This is a genomic window from Vibrio sp. 10N, assembly GCF_036245475.1.
GTDB lineage: Bacteria > Pseudomonadota > Gammaproteobacteria > Enterobacterales > Vibrionaceae > Vibrio.
In genome coordinates this window covers 431,103-447,394 of record NZ_BTPM01000001.1, presented here as the reverse complement: position 1 = coordinate 447,394, position 16,292 = coordinate 431,103, and the positions used below count along the sequence as shown (strand labels likewise).

The window sequence follows — 16,292 nt, the reverse complement described above, 5'->3', positions numbered from 1 at the left end:
AGGAAGCGTCTAAAGGCTAGCACATGATCACAAATAGATTCGAACACCCTCTTAACGAAAAAACCAGAATATACCTAAGAGTTGAATCTCTACTGAGACAGCTACAGCATTCCTCGTCTTTTTCAGATAACTACCAGCACCAGATCTTCTTTAAATCTCTGTTTGATTTACTAGAGATTTTTGAGCAGATCCAGCTTAAGAGCGAGCTGGCTAAAGATCTTGAAAAGCAGCGACAAACCTATCGAGCTTGGCTCAACATCGACGATGTCGATCAAGAGATGCTTGGGTCGATCCTAGGCGATCTCGACAGCGTGCACCGTGAACTGATGGGCGCAGAGCGTTTCGGTCAGTCCTTCAAAGAAGATCGATTCTTAAGCGCGATCCGCCAGCGTTTTGGTCTGCCAGGTGGCGCCTGCTGTTTTGATTTACCAACACTGCACCATTGGCTGCACTTGCCGATTGATAAGCGTATGCATGATGCTGAAATGTGGCTGACGTCACTCAAGCCTCTGATGAACGCGCTGCACTTATGGTTAAAACTCACCCGTGAAACTGGCCGCTTTAAACCGCAAATTGCGCGTTCAGGCCTGCTTCAAAGTGAGGCTGAAGAGGCGAATATCATCAGACTCAATATTCCAATGCATTACGGCGTCTACCCTATGGTATCAGGCCATAAGAGCCGCTTTACGGTGAAGTTTATTGCTTTTGAGTCAGGGCAAGCCTACCCTAACGATGTTGAATTTGAATTAGCGATTTGCAGTTAACTTCCAACTTAGTTAACTGCAAACTCAGTGAACTGTCACACTCAGGAATTATTATGAGTAAACCAACTGTTGTCCCGTGCCCACAATGTCAAAAAGACGTGGTGTGGGGTGAAGAGAGCCCATTTCGTCCATTCTGCTCTAAGCAGTGCCAAATGATTGATTTTGGTGAGTGGGCGGATGAAGAGAACACCATTCCGGGCGCACCAGATATGTCGGACAGCGATGGCTGGTCGGAAGATAATTACTAACACGTAGAGCCTCCGTTGGAGGCTCTTTTTTTATCTACAATTCGCAGACATAAAAAAAGCGGAGTCCGAGGACTCCGCTTAATCTTTGAGAACGCTAGTAAAATAGCATTACTTCTTAGCAAGTTTCTCTTTGATACGAGCAGACTTACCAGAACGCTCACGTAGGTAGTACAACTTGGCACGACGTACTGCACCACGGCGTTTAACTTCGATGCTATCAACCATTGGAGAGTGAGTTTGGAACGTACGCTCAACACCTTCGCCGTTCGAGATCTTACGAACAGTGAAAGCAGAGTGAAGACCACGGTTACGGATAGCGATTACAACGCCTTCGTAAGCCTGTAGACGCTCACGGTCACCTTCTTTTACTTTAACCTGAACTACAACAGTGTCACCTGGTGCAAATTTAGGTAGGCCTGATTTCATTTGCTCTTCTTCAAGAGCCTTGATGATGTTACTCATGTTCTTAAATTCCTAGAATAAACTGATACTAAATTAAATAGGTTACTTGCTGTTATTTCGAGTCTCTTTAATGAACTCGGCAAGTAATTGTTCCTGTTCGTCAGTCAGAGCTAGGTTTTCCAGGAGCTCCGGTCTTCTTAGCCAAGTACGGCCTAACGACTGTTTTAGTCGCCAGCGACGAATATCCTTATGGTTACCAGACTTGAGGACACTCGGTACCTCTAAATCTTCTAACACCTCAGGGCGCGTATAGTGCGGGCAATCGAGTAAGCCATTTGCAAAAGAATCTTCTTCTGCTGAAGCAAAATCGCCTAGTACTCCCGGAACAAACCGTGAGACTGAGTCGATTAGCGTCATGGCTGGGATTTCCCCACCTGTCATCACAAAATCTCCGATTGACCATTCTTCGTCAACCTCAGTTTGGATGATGCGCTCATCTACCCCTTCGTAGCGTCCACAAATCAACACAAGGTTGTCGTTTTTCGCTAGTTCTTCTACCCCAGTTTGGTCGAGCTTACGACCTTGAGGAGAAAGGTAAATGACTTTCGTCTTACCCGGTGATGCCTGTTTGGCTGCGTGAATGGCATCGCGCAATGGCTGAACCATCATCAACATGCCAGGACCACCACCGTAAGGTCTATCATCGACAGTGCGATGTTTGTCGTGAGTGAAATCACGAGGATTCCATGTCTCAATCGACAGTAGACCTTTTTTAACCGCTTGACCTGTTACTCCATAATCAGTAACGCTGCGGAACATGTCTGGAAAAAGGCTAATTACGCCAACCCACATCTGTTCTCTCGCTCTATTGAGTTACTAAAAATGAATTAGAATCCAGGATCCCAGTCAACTTCGATCCGTTGAGCTTCGCGATCAACATTCTTGATCACTTGCTCTTCAAGGTACGGTACCAACCGTTCCTTTTGCCCAAAAGCATCTTTCAGATTTGCCTTCACAACCAAAACATCGTTCGAGCCGGTTTCCATGATGTCAGTTACTTCACCAAGGTCGTAACCTTTCGTGGTCACCACTTTCATACCGAACAATTCGCGCCAGTAGAATTCATCTTCTGACAGCTCTGGTAGCACAGCTGGGTCGATTGCAATTTCAAAGTTGGTTAGCAGGTGAGCTTCTTCACGAACCTCAAGACCTTCTAATTTACACACCATACCTTTGTTATGGCGCTTCCAACTTTCAACTTTGTACTCTACCCACTCGCCCTTTTGGTTAATGTACCAAGGGCTGTAATCAAAAATACTTTCAGGATTGTCTGTGTAGGTAAACACCTTAAGCCATCCGCGAATGCCGTAAGTAGAACCAAATTTACCTACAACAATTCTTTCGTCTTGATTGCTCATTGTGTCTTTACCTTTCATCGACGACATACTGCTTACTTAACTAGAATTAAGCCGCTTTTTGAGCGTCTTTAACTAGCTTAGCAACGCGGTCAGAAACTGTTGCGCCTTGACCAACCCAGTGGTTAACGCGCTCAAGGTCTAGACGTAGACCTTCTTCTTGACCTTTAGCAGTTGGGTTAAAGAAACCCACTTTCTCGATGAAACGGCCAGTTGCTGCATTGCGGCTGTCCGCTACTACGATTTGATAGAATGGACGCTTCTTAGCGCCGTGACGTGCCAAACGAATGGTAACCATATCGTCCTCTTTGCTTTCTCAATAATAAAAATGACCTCAGAAATGTTTCTCTAATGAGCAACCTGAGGTCTCGTGCCAAAATAAAGCCTCGGAATTTTACTCTTATTCCGAGGCATTGCAAGGGGTTTAGCTATTTTTTCACCAGTTTTTGAACAGTGGTGAAGATGTGAGCTGGGTAACAGTTTGAAAGATCAATGAGTTGCTTTCAGCTGCTTCATTACCCTGTGCTCATCGTATGATTAACGACCAAACGGATTGAAACCGCCGCCACCGCCGCCCATACCACCCATCATGCCTTGCATGTTACGCATCATGCCGCGCATGCCACCTTTCTGCATCTTCTTCATCATCTTCTGCATTTGGGTGAACTGCTTAAGCAGACGGTTCACATCTTGTACCTGAGTACCAGAACCTGCCGCGATACGTTTTTTGCGAGAGCCTTTGATAAGCTCAGGACGCTGACGCTCTTTCATGGTCATTGAGTTGATGATGGCTTCCATCTGCTTGAACATCTTGTCGTCTACTTTGTCTTTGACGTTGTCTGGCAGGTTTGACATGCCTGGAAGCTTATCCATCATGCCCATCATACCGCCCATGTTCTGCATTTGACCAAGCTGCTCACGGAAGTCCTCAAGGTCGAAACCTTTCTTCTCCTTGAACTTCTTCGCCATTTTCTCGGCTTTCTCAGTATCGACATTACGCTGAAGGTCTTCGATAAGAGAAAGAACGTCACCCATACCAAGGATACGTGAAGCCACGCGATCTGGGTGGAACGGTTCTAGTGCGTCGGTCTTCTCACCCACACCCAAGAACTTAATTGGTTTGCCTGTGATATGACGAACGGATAGCGCCGCACCACCACGTGCATCACCATCCACCTTAGTCAGGATCACACCAGTTAGTGGCAGTGCATCACCGAAGGCTTTTGCCGTGTTCGCCGCATCTTGACCTGTCATGGCATCAACCACGAACAAGGTTTCAACTGGGTTAATAGCAGTATGAAGCTGTTGGATTTCATCCATCATTTCATGGTCAACCGCTAAGCGACCCGCAGTATCGACAATCAGTACGTCGTAGAATTTCTTCTTAGCATGATCGATTGCAGCATTAGCAATATCGATAGGCTTTTGATCAGCTGTCGATGGGAAGAAGTCCACACCCACGTCACCGGCCAATGTTTCAAGCTGCTTGATTGCCGCTGGACGATATACGTCGGCAGACACAACCAATACTTTCTTTTTCTCACGCTCGTTTAGAAGCTTAGAGAGCTTACCCACACTAGTGGTTTTACCGGCACCTTGTAGACCTGCCATAAGAATGACGGCTGGCGGCTGCGCTGCAAGGTCAAGCGCTTCATTCGATTCACCCATGACGTGTTCAAGTTCAGTTTGAACAATCTTGATGAACTCTTGGCCCGGTGTGAGTGATTTAGACACCTCAACACCAACAGCGCGCTCTTTAACGCCTTTAATAAATTCTCGAACAACTGGCAGCGCAACGTCCGCCTCAAGCAACGCCATACGAACTTCGCGTAGCGTGTCTTTGATGTTGTCTTCGGTCAGACGACCTTTACCGCTGATGTTCTTCAGCGTTTTGGATAGACGATCCGTTAAATTCTCAAACATTTCTTTCTCTTCGCTTCAAACTGGCGATCAATTGCAGTGAGTATACCTTAGCCAGCAGTGAGAGTCATATCTAACAAGATCAAATACGAGTCAATAGTTTTTACATCTGACGTAGCCCAACAGGACGATGCAGGGTATAATTCGAGCTCTAAGCAATCGATTTTTTAGGAAAAATGGACAGTTTAATCGCAATTGCGGCCGCCATACTTTATGGGCTGGCCATCGCAACTATCATCCCAGGCTTGGTTCAACAGGTCGGGATCCGTACGAAAACTGTTCTGGTTAGTGCTGTTCTCGCGCTGACGTTTCATGCAGTGCTGCTCAGTGACTTAATCTTCAGCGGCAATGGTCAGAACTTAAGTATTCTCAATGTCGCCTCTTTGATCAGCTTCATTATTTCGCTGTTCATGAGCGTTGCGATGGTGAAGACCCGAATTTGGTTCTTACTTCCTGTCGTCTACAGCTTCGCAGCCATCAACCTTACTGCAGCCACATTTGTGCCAACCGCCTTTATTACTCATCTCGAGCACAACCCGAAACTGTTGATTCATATTTCACTGGCGCTGTTTTCTTACTCGACGCTGTCGATTGGCGCACTGTATGCGCTGCAACTGGCGTGGCTCGATCACAAACTAAAAAACAAAAAAGCGCTAACGATTAACCCTAACCTTCCTCCATTAATGATGGTGGAAAGGCAGCTTTTCAATATCATTCTCATCGGTACAGGCTTATTAACCGCTACCTTGATCACAGGTTTTGTATTTGTCCAAGACATGTTTGCTCAAGGGAAAGCGCACAAAGGTATTTTGTCCTTCTTCGCATGGATCATTTATTCAGTGCTGCTGTGGGGCCATTATCAAAAAGGCTGGCGCGGCAAAAAAGTGACTTGGTTTGCCGTGGCAGGAGCCACTCTTCTCACTCTCGCTTATTTTGGCAGCCGCTTCGTAAGAGAGATCATTTTGAACTAAGCGACCCTCAACGCACTACGACCAAAGGCGCGTTGACAATAGGGATTAAGTAGTTCATAAATTAACCAGCTATTAACTAAAGGAATTCTAGGGCATTGGACGACATTTCGACCGGTATTTTATTTGCAATCCTTGCAGGTCTAATTGTAATTTCCGGCTATTTCTCGGGTTCAGAGACAGGGATGATGTCTTTGAACCGATACAGACTTAAGCATTTATCTAAAACAGGCCACAAAGGTGCAAAGCGCGTTGAGAAACTGCTTAGCCGCCCTGACCGACTCATCGGCCTGATCCTAATCGGCAACAACCTAGTTAATATACTGGCATCTGCAATCGCTACGGTACTTGGCCTGCGTTTATTCGGTGACTTAGGTGTCGCTATCGCAACCGGTGCACTGACGATGATTATCTTGGTGTTTGCGGAAGTAACACCAAAAACGCTTGCCGCTCTCTACCCTGAGCGAGTGTCGTTTATGAGTAGTATCGTACTCACGATCCTAATGAAGCTGCTCTCGCCTCTGGTTATCCTGGTTAACTTCATTACTAACGGCTTTATCCGCCTACTTGGACTTCGAGTCGCTCATAACGATGAAGACCATTTGAGCTCGGAAGAGCTGCGCACCGTGGTCAATGAGGCGGGATCGCTTATCCCGCGTCGTCACCAAGACATGCTGATTTCGATCCTCGACCTTGAACACGTGACCGTGAATGACATCATGATCCCACGTAACGAGATCACTGGCATCAACATTAATGATGACTGGAAATCGATTGTTCGCCAGTTAACCCACTCTCCTCATGGCCGAGTGGTGCTGTATCGCGATCAAATTGATGAAGTGGTAGGAATGATCAGGCTGCGTGAGTCGTATCGTTTGATGTTAGAGAAAAACGAGTTCACGAAAGAGACCCTACTTCGCAGCGCTGATGAGGTGTACTTCATTCCTGAAGGTACGCCATTGAATGTGCAAATGCTCAAGTTCCAACGCAACAAAGAGCGTATCGGCCTCATTGTGGATGAGTATGGCGATATCAATGGACTGGTTACACTTGAAGATATTCTGGAAGAGATTGTCGGTGAGTTCACTACGTCCATGGCACCCACGCTCTCAGATGAAATCACCCCGCAGGGCGATGGCAGTTTCCTTATTGAAGGCAGTGCCAATATCCGGGATATCAACAAAGGGTTGAAGTGGACCCTGCCTACCGATGGCCCTCGCACATTGAACGGCCTTATCCTCGAGTACTTAGAAGATATTCCAGAAAGTCATTTAAGTGTTCAAGTCGCCGGCCATCAGATGGAAATTGTTGAATTGGAAGAAAACCGCATCAAGATGGTGAAAGTATTTCCAAAAGCCAAACACTAAGTGGTTAAGTACAAATACTGCTTGTACTAATCGAACCATAAACAAAAAACGGCACCTTTCGGTGCCGTTTTGCTTTATAAGCTCTCAACGCTAGTTGATGTTAGGACCAAGCCACTTCTCAGCTTCTTCTAAGCTCCAACCCTTACGGTCAGCGTAGCTATCTACTTGGTCTTGCTGAATTTGCGCAATCGCAAAGTAGCGAGAATCAGGGTGTGAGAAGTACCAACCGGAGACTGAAGCACCTGGCCACATCGCATAGCTTGTGGTGAGTGACATGCCAATAGTTTCCTCTACATTCAGCATTTCCCAAAGCGACCCCTTCTCTGTGTGCTCTGGACACGCAGGGTAACCTGGTGCCGGACGAATACCTTGGTATTTCTCGCGAATAAGGTCGTCATTCGACAACGCTTCATCCGCAGAGTAGCCCCAGATCTCTTTACGCACTTTCTCGTGCAGGTACTCAGCAAAAGCTTCCGCCAATCGATCAGCTACCGCTTGGATCATGATGGCATTGTAGTCATCACCTTGCGCCTTGTATTCATCGGCAAGTTCACGCTCGCCAATGCCGCCGGTTACCGCAAAGGCGCCAATCCAATCTTGCTTGCCACTCTCTTTTGGCGCAATGTAATCCGATAGACAGTAGTTGAAACCTTTTGGCTTCTCAGTCTGCTGACGAAGGTTATGAAGCACAGTGCGAACTTCACTGCGTGTTTCATCGGTATAAACTTCGATGTCGTCACCCACAGACGCTGCAGGGAACAGTGCGCACATGCCCGCTGCTTTTAACAACCCTTCACGCTCAACACGATCGAGTAGGTCGTTAGCGTCTTTGTACAAACGCTTCGCCTCTTCACCCACTTCTTCATGTTCTAGAATGGCTGGGTACTTGCCCACCAGCGACCAAGTCATGAAGAATGGTGTCCAGTCGATGTAATTACGCAGTATCGCCACATCAAAGTTTTCAAACACGTGCACGCCCGGTTTAGCCGGTTTTGGCGGTGTGTAGTTCTGCCAATCGATGTCGACCTTGTTTGCACGCGCTTTTTCCAACGTCACTGGCTTAGTACGTGGCTTCTTGCGGTTATGCTGGTCACGAACGCGTTCATAATCGAGATCTAGCTTCTCAACAAACGCAGGTTTTAGTTCGTTAGAAAGTAGCGAAGTACATACGCCAACTGCTCGTGATGCGTTATTCACGTATACCACTGGCTCACTGTAGTTCTGCTCAATCTTAACCGCAGTATGCGCTTTGGATGTCGTCGCGCCGCCAATCAAGAGTGGCAAGTCGAAGCCTTGACGCTCCATCTCTTTAGCAACGTGAACCATTTCATCAAGCGATGGTGTGATGAGACCAGACAGACCAATGATGTCGACGTTTTCTTCTTTGGCGACTTTAAGGATCTTCTCACAAGGCACCATGACACCAAGATCGATGATCTCGTAGTTGTTACACTGCAAAACCACGCCAACGATGTTCTTACCGATATCGTGAACATCACCCTTAACGGTCGCCAGAAGGATCTTACCGTTACTCGAACCCGCTTGTTTGGAGGCGTTAATAAATGGCTCAAGGTGCGCTACGGCCTGCTTCATAACACGAGCCGATTTTACTACCTGAGGAAGGAACATCTTACCTTCACCAAATAGGTCACCGACCACGTTCATACCATCCATTAGTGGGCCTTCAATTACCTCGAGAGGTTTTGAGGCATTGACGCGCGCTTCTTCGGTATCTTCGACGATGAACTCAGTGATGCCTTTAACCAGAGCATGCTCTAGGCGCTTTTCTACTGGCCATGTGCGCCACTCTAGTGCACTGGCATCATCTTCTTTACCAACGCCTTTATTGGCGTATTCAGCAGCAATATCAAGCAGGCGCTCAGTACCATCATCACGACGGTTGAGTACGACATCTTCTACCGCTTCACGCAGTTTGTCAGGAACGTTATCGTAGATCTCGAGCTGACCGGCATTAACGATACCCATATCCATACCGTTCTTGAAACAGTGGTACAGGAACACGGCATGGATCGCTTCACGTACATAGTTGTTACCACGGAATGAGAAGGAAACGTTGGAGACACCACCGGAGATCATTGCGTGTGGCAGGTCACGTTTGATGTCTGCTACCGCTTCGATAAAGTCGACTGCGTAGTTATTGTGCTCTTCAATACCTGTCGCCACCGCGAAGATATTCGGGTCAAAGATGATGTCTTCTGGTGGGAAGCCGACTTCATCTACAAGAATACGATAGGCATTGGTACAGATTTCTAGCTTGCGCTCGCGAGTTTCCGCCTGACCCACTTCGTCAAACGCCATCACGATAACCGCCGCGCCATAACGGCGGATCAGCTTCGCTTGCTCAACAAACTTCTCTTTGCCTTCTTTTAGCGAGATGGAGTTAACAATGCCTTTACCTTGGATACACTTAAGACCCGCCTCGATGACTTCCCACTTAGAAGAATCAACCATGATAGGCACTTTGGAGATCTCTGGCTCAGAAGCACAAAGATTGAGGAATCGAACCATACAGGCTTCGGCATCAAGCATGCCTTCATCCATGTTGATATCGATGATCTGCGCGCCATTCTCAACTTGCTGACGAGCCACTTCTAACGCTTCATCATACAGCTCTTCTTTGATAAGACGCTTAAAGCGAGCAGAACCTGTCACGTTGGTACGTTCACCAACGTTGATGAATAGGGATTCTTTTTCAATGGTTAGCGGCTCTAGACCGGATAGTCGACAAGCGACAGGCAGTTCAGGTAGTGGACGTGGCGTCACTCCCTCAACGGCCTTTGCCATCTGACGAATATGCTCAGGCGTGGTACCACAACAGCCACCCACTAGGTTTAGGAAGCCACTTCGTGCCCATTCGCCGATATGCTCTGCCATGTCTTCAGGGGACAGGTCGTATTCACCAAAGGCATTCGGTAGACCAGCATTCGGGTGCGCAGAGACGAAACCTTCAGAGATGCGTGACATCTCTTCAACATACTGTCTTAGCTCATCAGGGCCAAGTGCACAGTTAAGACCGAAAGAGAGTGGCTGCACGTGGCGCAGTGCGTTGTAGAAAGCCTCAGTGGTTTGCCCTGAAAGCGTACGACCAGACGCATCGGTGATGGTACCTGAGATCATCACTGGAAGCTCAATGCCTAGCTCTTCAAATACCGATTCAACCGCAAACGAACAGGCTTTTGCATTTAGGGTATCGAAGATGGTTTCAATAAGAATTAAGTCACTGCCACCGCGAATCAGCGCGCGAGTGGATTCAGAATACGCTTCCACCAGCTCATCAAAACTAACATTACGGTAGCCTGGATCATTTACATCAGGAGAGATTGAACAGGTACGGTTGGTTGGGCCAAGTACACCGGCGACATAACGAGGGCGTTCTGGCGTTTTGGCTGTCCACTCATCGGCAGCGATTCTGGCAAGTCTGGCCGCTTCGTAGTTGATTTCCTCACTCAGCGATTCCATCTCATAATCGGCCATAGCGATTGTAGTGGCGTTGAAAGTGTTGGTTTCAAGAATATCCGCACCCGCTTCTAGGTAACCGCTATGGATCTCTTTAATAAGATCTGGCTGAGTTAAAACTAAAAGATCATTGTTACCTTTAAGATCACACTGCCACTCTGCAAAACGCTCACCGCGATAGTCCTCTTCTTCAAGCTTGTATCCTTGGATCATGGTGCCCATACCACCATCGATCAAAAGAATTCGCTGCTTGAGCTGATTTTCTATCTGCGATTTCTTACCTTGAGCATGACTGCTTTCAACGTACTTACTACTTCCCACGATACTGCCTCATTCCTTGCTAATGCTGTCATCGTATCACAGATTTTTTAGAAATCTAGACGTCTAAAAAATCTTTACTGACTTGTTATCCCTTCAAACTATCGGACTCTCGAAGCAGAAACAAGTCGTTCGTCGTCGAGTTAGTCAACGGAACGAATAAAAAGCAACGACCCCGCTCAAGCCACATCAAAATATAGATTTGACAAATAAATTAGCAAATAGAGATTGATATTCATGAGTGAGAAGAACAAAATCCCATTAACATTTATTTACATATCTAGGTGAAGTGATGTCCGTCTATCAGACTTTGTGCTTTTTATCCGCGGCAGCCATGCTAATTGCTCTAATAAACAGCAAGATAGGTAAAATGCAAACCACCATCGCAATAACTGCTGGGGCAATGATGCTATCACTGCTCATCTTAGTCGCAGGTCAAAATGATTGGTTTCATTTAACCGAGCTCGCGACAGAAACCGTCGCTGACATCGATTTTGAAGACTTTCTACTGCAGGGCATTCTTGGCTTTCTATTGTTTGCCGGTGGTTTAGGTATCAAACTTCCTTACCTGAAAGATCAGAAATGGGAAATCACAGTTCTTGCGTTGGCTGCGACTTTATTCTCTACGTTCTTCATCGGTTTTGTTCTGTATGGGTTCTGCTTACTGATCGGGATTGATTTTGGTCTTATCTACTGTCTGTTGTTTGGTGCACTGATTTCACCTACCGACCCCATTGCCGTGCTCGCTATCGTTAAGAAGCTGGATGCGCCTCAGCGCATTTCTACCCAAGTAGAGGGTGAGTCTCTGTTCAATGACGGCTTTGGGTTGGTGATCTTTGTTACCCTATTTACCATTGCTTTCGGCACGGAAGCACCAACTGTAGGCAGCGTTACTGCATTATTCTTACAAGAAGCCATTGGTGGCATTGTTTATGGCTTTGCGCTCGGTCTGGTGTTCCATTACCTCATAAGCTCAACCGACGATCACTCGATGGAGTTGCTACTCACCATAGGTATCCCAACTGCAGGGTATGCTTTTGCCGAGTTCCTTCACGTATCCGGCCCTCTCTCCATGGTGGTGTCTGGCATCATGATTGGCAACTGGACCCGCTACATTGGATTCTCGAAAGAATCAGAGGAGCACCTTGACCACTTTTGGGAGCTTGTTGATGAGTTCTTAAATGGCGTGCTATTTCTGCTTATTGGTATGTCGATGCTGCTGTTCCAATTCCACCAAGAAGACTGGATCATGATGGCCATCTCTGTACCTCTTGTGCTTTGCGCGCGCTATTTAAGCGTCGCGTTAGCCTACGTTGGTTTTAAGCGCTATCGTCGCTACAACCCTTGGTCAGTGCGAATTCTCACTTGGGGAGGCTTACGCGGAGGTCTGGCACTGGCGATGGCACTGTCTATCCCATCAGGAATCTGGGTGATCGAAGATAAGCTTATCGATGTGAAAGAAATCATCATGGTCATGACCTACTCCGTGGTGGTGTTCTCTATCTTGATTCAAGGCTCAACCATCACACCTATGATTGAGAAGGCCAAATTAGCTGAGAAAGAGATGCAGAAAGAAACGCAACCTGAGGGCGAGATAAAAACTCAGCAGGATTAGCAACCAGTTGACTCAAATTGGCCTCGCAGAATTTGCGGGGCTTTTTTATTGCTTTACGGAATGGACAAAAAAGTTTGGGAATTAAAAATGCAAAAAAGCCGCATCTTTCGATACGGCCTTCTTTAAAGTGGCTCCCCCTACAGGACTCGTACGGGGCCGCCTAGGTCTGCGACATCAAGCTTGCAAAGCTTGGGAGCATCAAATGCAAAAAAGCCGTATCTTTCGATACGGCCCAGATTGCTGACGAACCCCGCTTTTTCAAGCGGGGTTCTTTTTTCGGAGCGGCCGTAGGCCGCGATCGCGATATCTTTTGTTAGATAGCGTTCTGAAGTGAGTAAGGCTTAAATCGGCATACAGAGGCTAGTATTTGACTTATTTCTGCCTTATTTAGGCCCATTTTTCGCAGATAGCTCACCACCAACGCTATCTTCTTGATGTTTTGAGCGGCAGCGGCTAACCAACATTGCATTTGCACTTTTGCGAGACCGCGGTAGCGCGCGTAACGGTGGCCATGGTGTTGTTTTGCATCGGCGAAGCTTCGTTCTACTGTTTCACTTCGCCTCCGATACGTCTTCTTTCCGTAGCTAGAGAGTCGCATTTGATTGGCTCGCTCCACCGTCTCACTATAAAGGTGACGCGTTATGACCTTCTGCATATTTTCACTCTTAGTACAGTCGTCCCGAACGGGGCAAAACGCACATTGTTTCGGGTCTGAAGCGTATGAGCGATAGCCTGCGCGTGTTGTGGTTTTATAGATAAGTTCTTGCCCTTCTGGACAGCGATAGGTATCGGTCTCTTTTTGGTATTTGAAGTCTTTCTTCTTAAATTTGTTCTTAGTTCTTGATGGGCGGCGATACCCGAACACACCTAATATACTGCGGCGCTCGAGTGATTCAGCAACAGGCGCAGTGAAGTAACCTGCATCGATACCAACTGCGATAGGATTGAGGTTGAACTGCTCTAGTGTGTGATCGAGACGACGGATATAGGGCTGTGAGTCATTCACATTCCCCGGTGTTGCGTATGTGTCTACGATGATACCGTGCTTACCATCCACGGTTCGGTGGTCAAGATAGAAGAAGCCTTGAGGCTTATTGTCTCGTGTCATAAAGCCACTTTCAGGGTCGGTGGTGCTGACTTTAGTGTTTTTGACGTCTGTCTTTGGTGGCGTCTCTTTGAATGGATTTTTACCTTCAGATTCTCGGTCTGCAGCCACATCTTCATTCAGCATATCAAGATAAGCGCCTGCACTAACTGGACGCAGACGATTCATGTGCTTGTTCTTGTTAGCATTGGCTTTAAGGTGTGTACTGTCAGTGAAGAGCTCCTGTCCTGCGACTAAGCCTTTCTCCATCGCTTGAAGCACTATGTTGTTGAAGATGCGCTCAAAGACGTCAGTACCATTGAAGCGTCGAATTCGGTTCTGGCTTAACGTCGAAGCATGGATAACTTTTTCGGTCAGTGACATTCGTAAGAACCAACGATAAGCGACGTTCACTTCAATTTCTTTGACCAGTTGGCGCTCACTTTTGATGCCGAATAGGTAGCCAAGCAGAATGATTTTGAATAAACGCACAGGGTCTACGGGTGGGCGGCCATTATCTTTGCAGTATAGATGTGCCACTTCGTCTCTGATGAACTCGAAGTCGATGGCATTATCAATTTTACGAACGAGATGATTCTGTGGAACGAGCTGTTCCATGGTTACCATTTCGAGTTCGTATTGCTGAGGAGAAGGTTTTTGAAGCATATCGGAGTATCCATATTTCGATACTCCTATTAGATCAAAGGTCTAGCTTGAAAGCTAGACCTTTGTCAGCAGTCTGAGCCGTATCTTTCGATACGGCCTTTTTTAAAGTGGCTCCCCCTGCGGGACTCGTACGGGGCCGCCCAGGTCTGCGACATCAAGCTTGCAAAGCTTGGGAGCATCAAATGCAAAAAGGCCGTATCTTTCGATACGGCCTTTTTTAAAGTGGCTCCCCCTGCGGGACTCGTACGGGGCCGCCTAGGTCTGCGACATCAAGCTTGCAAAGCTTGGGAGCATCAAATGCAAAAAAGCCGCATCTTTCGATGCGGCTTTCTTTAAGGTGGCTCCCCCTGCGGGACTCGAACCTGCGACATACGGATTAACAGTCCGCCGTTCTACCAACTGAACTAAGGGGGAATTATTTGTGCAAGCTAGGTCGTAAGACCATTATCAGCTTAACACCAAATAATGGTGCCTCGAGGCGGAGTCGAACCACCGACACGCGGATTTTCAATCCGCTGCTCTACCAACTGAGCTATCGAGGCAAATAAATGGTGCCGACTACCGGAATCGAACTGGTGACCTACTGATTACAAGTCAGTTGCTCTACCTACTGAGCTAAGTCGGCGACACTTTATTTGTTATTGCTCGTGCTTCTGTTAACAGCACCAACAATCTAAATTGTGGTGCCCGGAGGCGGAATCGAACCACCGACACGAGGATTTTCAATCCTCTGCTCTACCGACTGAGCTATCCGGGCAACGGGGCGCTATTAAACGGATTTTCGGTCCTCCCGTCAACGCTTTTTTGAAAAAAACTTTAAAAAAGCGTTCAAGCGCTGCATTTTTCAGCGAATCGTATTTGTTTTAGGCAAATTTGGCAAAATTAGCCTTTTCCAGCATTAAAATCTTTTTTGAATTTAGTTACTTTCTCTAAATAACGACGTGCTTCTGCATTTGGGTGCTTTTTGGTCAGCGCCCAGTAAACCTGACTCGGCTGCAAAGAGTTCAGATCGTTCATCGCCCGCTTTCTGTCTGTTCGGTGGAAGGTGTTCAATACGCCACCCGTACCACCGTTGTATGCCGATATCATACTGTACTCCAGCGACAGAGGATGACGCACAGCACGAAGGTAGCGATTCTTCAGAATATAGAAATACGCAGTACCGGTATCAATGTTCTGCTCTGGATTGAACAGGTACTCCGGTGTGGGTTGTCCGGGCTTGTTCTTTACCAGCTTGAATACATCTCGCCCTGCGGTCTTCGGCACCACCTGCATCAAGCCATAGGCATTGGCCCAGCTCACCGCATAGGGATTAAAACTACTTTCGGTCTTGATGATGGCGTAAATCAAGTCTTCAGGAATGTCATAGCGTTGAGATGCACGACGAACAATATCCGAATACTGGTAACTACGCTGTTTGAAGTGATCCGCCACCATAGGGATCTCAACGTAGTACGCCTTCTTGTAATCTACATTCTTGGTTTTGAGCTTGTTGGCAATCAGGTAGTCAGCAAAACGATTCGCGCGCCAAGTCCATTGAATGGGCTTTTTCTCTTGATCCACGACCTGATTGTACAAAAACGGCTGACCTTCCAAGGTAATGCCTTTTGACGAGAACAAGTCAACGCTGGACGGATCGTCTGGGGTAAGCAGCGTGGTCACAATGGCCGTTTTAAGGTGCTTTTCAGGTTCCGTTGGGGAAACCGTCTCTATAGTGATCAAACCTTTGCTAAAGTTAACCTCAGCTCGGCTCAAATAGTTATCTATGTATTTAACGTAGTTGCTTTTACCCGCGACTTTAATTTCACTGCTACCCCATCGCTTCTCAATGTTGCCATTAAAGCTGCTGATGAGCGCATCAAGCGCGGCAACATCTTTGACATACTGGCCAGGCAGTTGAGCCAAGTTCTTAGCAAAACGGTTGGTTGGTTCGTAGTTCACATCGTAGATTTTTTCGATGAACTCACGACTGCAACCGAGCAATAGCAACGGCGTTAAAAAATAGATTAGCTTCTTCATAGATACCATTTAAAAACACCACCCGTGAG

13 protein-coding genes and 4 tRNA genes are annotated in these 16,292 nt (G+C 47.0%); 5 read left to right on the top strand and 12 right to left on the bottom strand.

Annotation, left to right across the window (positions count from 1 at the left end):
* Positions 1 to 23 precede the first annotated feature (23 nt).
* A complete protein-coding gene (zapD, locus tag AAA946_RS02340) occupies positions 24 to 764 on the top strand; it encodes a cell division protein ZapD (protein ID WP_338163453.1) in 741 nt (246 codons plus the stop codon).
* 53 nt (positions 765 to 817) lie between these two features.
* Positions 818 to 1,012 carry a DNA gyrase inhibitor YacG gene (gene yacG, locus AAA946_RS02335; protein ID WP_042475855.1) on the top strand — a complete coding sequence of 65 codons (195 nt, stop codon included), beginning with the start codon at positions 818 to 820 and terminating at the stop codon, positions 1,010 to 1,012.
* Positions 1,013 to 1,120: 108 nt separating this feature from the next.
* On the opposite strand, the gene rplS is transcribed toward yacG, so the two are convergent.
* From rplS to ffh, 5 genes are all read right to left on the bottom strand, one after another.
* Positions 1,121 to 1,474, bottom strand: a complete 354-nt coding sequence (rplS, locus tag AAA946_RS02330) for a 50S ribosomal protein L19 (RefSeq protein ID WP_006074418.1) — start codon at positions 1,472 to 1,474, stop codon at positions 1,121 to 1,123.
* 42 nt (positions 1,475 to 1,516) lie between these two features.
* The gene (gene trmD / locus AAA946_RS02325; RefSeq protein WP_112459447.1) at positions 1,517 to 2,266 is read right to left on the bottom strand and encodes a tRNA (guanosine(37)-N1)-methyltransferase TrmD; all 750 of its coding nucleotides are present in this window, start codon (positions 2,264 to 2,266) and stop codon (positions 1,517 to 1,519) included.
* A gap of 35 nt (positions 2,267 to 2,301) precedes the next feature.
* A complete protein-coding gene (gene rimM, locus AAA946_RS02320) occupies positions 2,302 to 2,832 on the bottom strand; it encodes a ribosome maturation factor RimM (RefSeq protein ID WP_162631219.1) in 531 nt (176 codons plus the stop codon).
* Between the two features lie 46 nt (positions 2,833 to 2,878).
* On the bottom strand, positions 2,879 to 3,127 hold the full coding sequence (gene rpsP, locus AAA946_RS02315; protein WP_042475851.1) for a 30S ribosomal protein S16: 249 nt from the start codon (positions 3,125 to 3,127) through the stop codon (positions 2,879 to 2,881).
* A 239-nt stretch (positions 3,128 to 3,366) separates the two neighbouring features.
* Positions 3,367 to 4,752, bottom strand: a complete 1,386-nt coding sequence (gene ffh, locus AAA946_RS02310; RefSeq protein WP_338163452.1) for a signal recognition particle protein — start codon at positions 4,750 to 4,752, stop codon at positions 3,367 to 3,369.
* A 173-nt stretch (positions 4,753 to 4,925) separates the two neighbouring features.
* Between ffh and AAA946_RS02305 the strand changes: the two genes are divergently transcribed.
* Both AAA946_RS02305 and AAA946_RS02300 read left to right on the top strand, forming a co-directional pair.
* Positions 4,926 to 5,720 (top strand): cytochrome C assembly family protein, encoded by a 795-nt coding sequence (locus AAA946_RS02305; protein WP_338163451.1) that lies wholly within the window; start codon positions 4,926 to 4,928, stop codon positions 5,718 to 5,720.
* Between the two features lie 95 nt (positions 5,721 to 5,815).
* Positions 5,816 to 7,084, top strand: coding sequence for an HlyC/CorC family transporter (locus AAA946_RS02300; RefSeq protein ID WP_338163450.1), 1,269 nt, complete (start codon positions 5,816 to 5,818; stop codon positions 7,082 to 7,084).
* A 90-nt stretch (positions 7,085 to 7,174) separates the two neighbouring features.
* On the opposite strand, the gene metH is transcribed toward AAA946_RS02300, so the two are convergent.
* On the bottom strand, positions 7,175 to 10,882 hold the full coding sequence (metH, locus tag AAA946_RS02295; protein ID WP_338163449.1) for a methionine synthase: 3,708 nt from the start codon (positions 10,880 to 10,882) through the stop codon (positions 7,175 to 7,177).
* Between the two features lie 289 nt (positions 10,883 to 11,171).
* On the opposite strand from metH, the gene AAA946_RS02290 reads away from it, so the two are divergent.
* On the top strand, positions 11,172 to 12,494 hold the full coding sequence (locus tag AAA946_RS02290) for a cation:proton antiporter (protein WP_338163448.1): 1,323 nt from the start codon (positions 11,172 to 11,174) through the stop codon (positions 12,492 to 12,494).
* 313 nt (positions 12,495 to 12,807) lie between these two features.
* On the opposite strand, the gene AAA946_RS02285 is transcribed toward AAA946_RS02290, so the two are convergent.
* The 6 genes from AAA946_RS02285 to mltC form a co-directional block, all read right to left on the bottom strand.
* Positions 12,808 to 14,244: an IS1182 family transposase gene (locus AAA946_RS02285; RefSeq protein WP_338163447.1), complete on the bottom strand. Its 1,437-nt coding sequence runs from the start codon at positions 14,242 to 14,244 to the stop codon at positions 12,808 to 12,810.
* Positions 14,245 to 14,582: 338 nt separating this feature from the next.
* Positions 14,583 to 14,658: transfer RNA gene (locus tag AAA946_RS02280), tRNA-Asn, on the bottom strand.
* 52 nt (positions 14,659 to 14,710) lie between these two features.
* A tRNA-Phe gene (locus AAA946_RS02275) sits at positions 14,711 to 14,786 on the bottom strand.
* A gap of 7 nt (positions 14,787 to 14,793) precedes the next feature.
* Positions 14,794 to 14,869: transfer RNA gene (locus tag AAA946_RS02270), tRNA-Thr, on the bottom strand.
* Positions 14,870 to 14,925: 56 nt separating this feature from the next.
* Positions 14,926 to 15,001, bottom strand: a tRNA-Phe gene (locus AAA946_RS02265).
* Positions 15,002 to 15,126: 125 nt separating this feature from the next.
* Positions 15,127 to 16,263: a membrane-bound lytic murein transglycosylase MltC gene (mltC, locus tag AAA946_RS02260; protein ID WP_338163446.1), complete on the bottom strand. Its 1,137-nt coding sequence runs from the start codon at positions 16,261 to 16,263 to the stop codon at positions 15,127 to 15,129.
* Positions 16,264 to 16,292: the final 29 nt, after the last annotated feature.

Coding starts and splice junctions, on each gene's coding strand:
- AAA946_RS02285 (WP_338163447.1), bottom strand. CDS start 14,244: ATGCTTCAAAAACCTTCTCCTCAGCAATACGAACTCGAAATGGTAACC.
- ffh (WP_338163452.1), bottom strand. CDS start 4,752: ATGTTTGAGAATTTAACGGATCGTCTATCCAAAACGCTGAAGAACATC.
- rplS (WP_006074418.1), bottom strand. CDS start 1,474: ATGAGTAACATCATCAAGGCTCTTGAAGAAGAGCAAATGAAATCAGGC.
- zapD (WP_338163453.1), top strand. CDS start 24: ATGATCACAAATAGATTCGAACACCCTCTTAACGAAAAAACCAGAATA.
- mltC (WP_338163446.1), bottom strand. CDS start 16,263: ATGAAGAAGCTAATCTATTTTTTAACGCCGTTGCTATTGCTCGGTTGC.
- yacG (WP_042475855.1), top strand. CDS start 818: ATGAGTAAACCAACTGTTGTCCCGTGCCCACAATGTCAAAAAGACGTG.
- rimM (WP_162631219.1), bottom strand. CDS start 2,832: ATGAGCAATCAAGACGAAAGAATTGTTGTAGGTAAATTTGGTTCTACT.
- rpsP (WP_042475851.1), bottom strand. CDS start 3,127: ATGGTTACCATTCGTTTGGCACGTCACGGCGCTAAGAAGCGTCCATTC.
- AAA946_RS02305 (WP_338163451.1), top strand. CDS start 4,926: ATGGACAGTTTAATCGCAATTGCGGCCGCCATACTTTATGGGCTGGCC.
- trmD (WP_112459447.1), bottom strand. CDS start 2,266: ATGTGGGTTGGCGTAATTAGCCTTTTTCCAGACATGTTCCGCAGCGTT.
- AAA946_RS02290 (WP_338163448.1), top strand. CDS start 11,172: ATGTCCGTCTATCAGACTTTGTGCTTTTTATCCGCGGCAGCCATGCTA.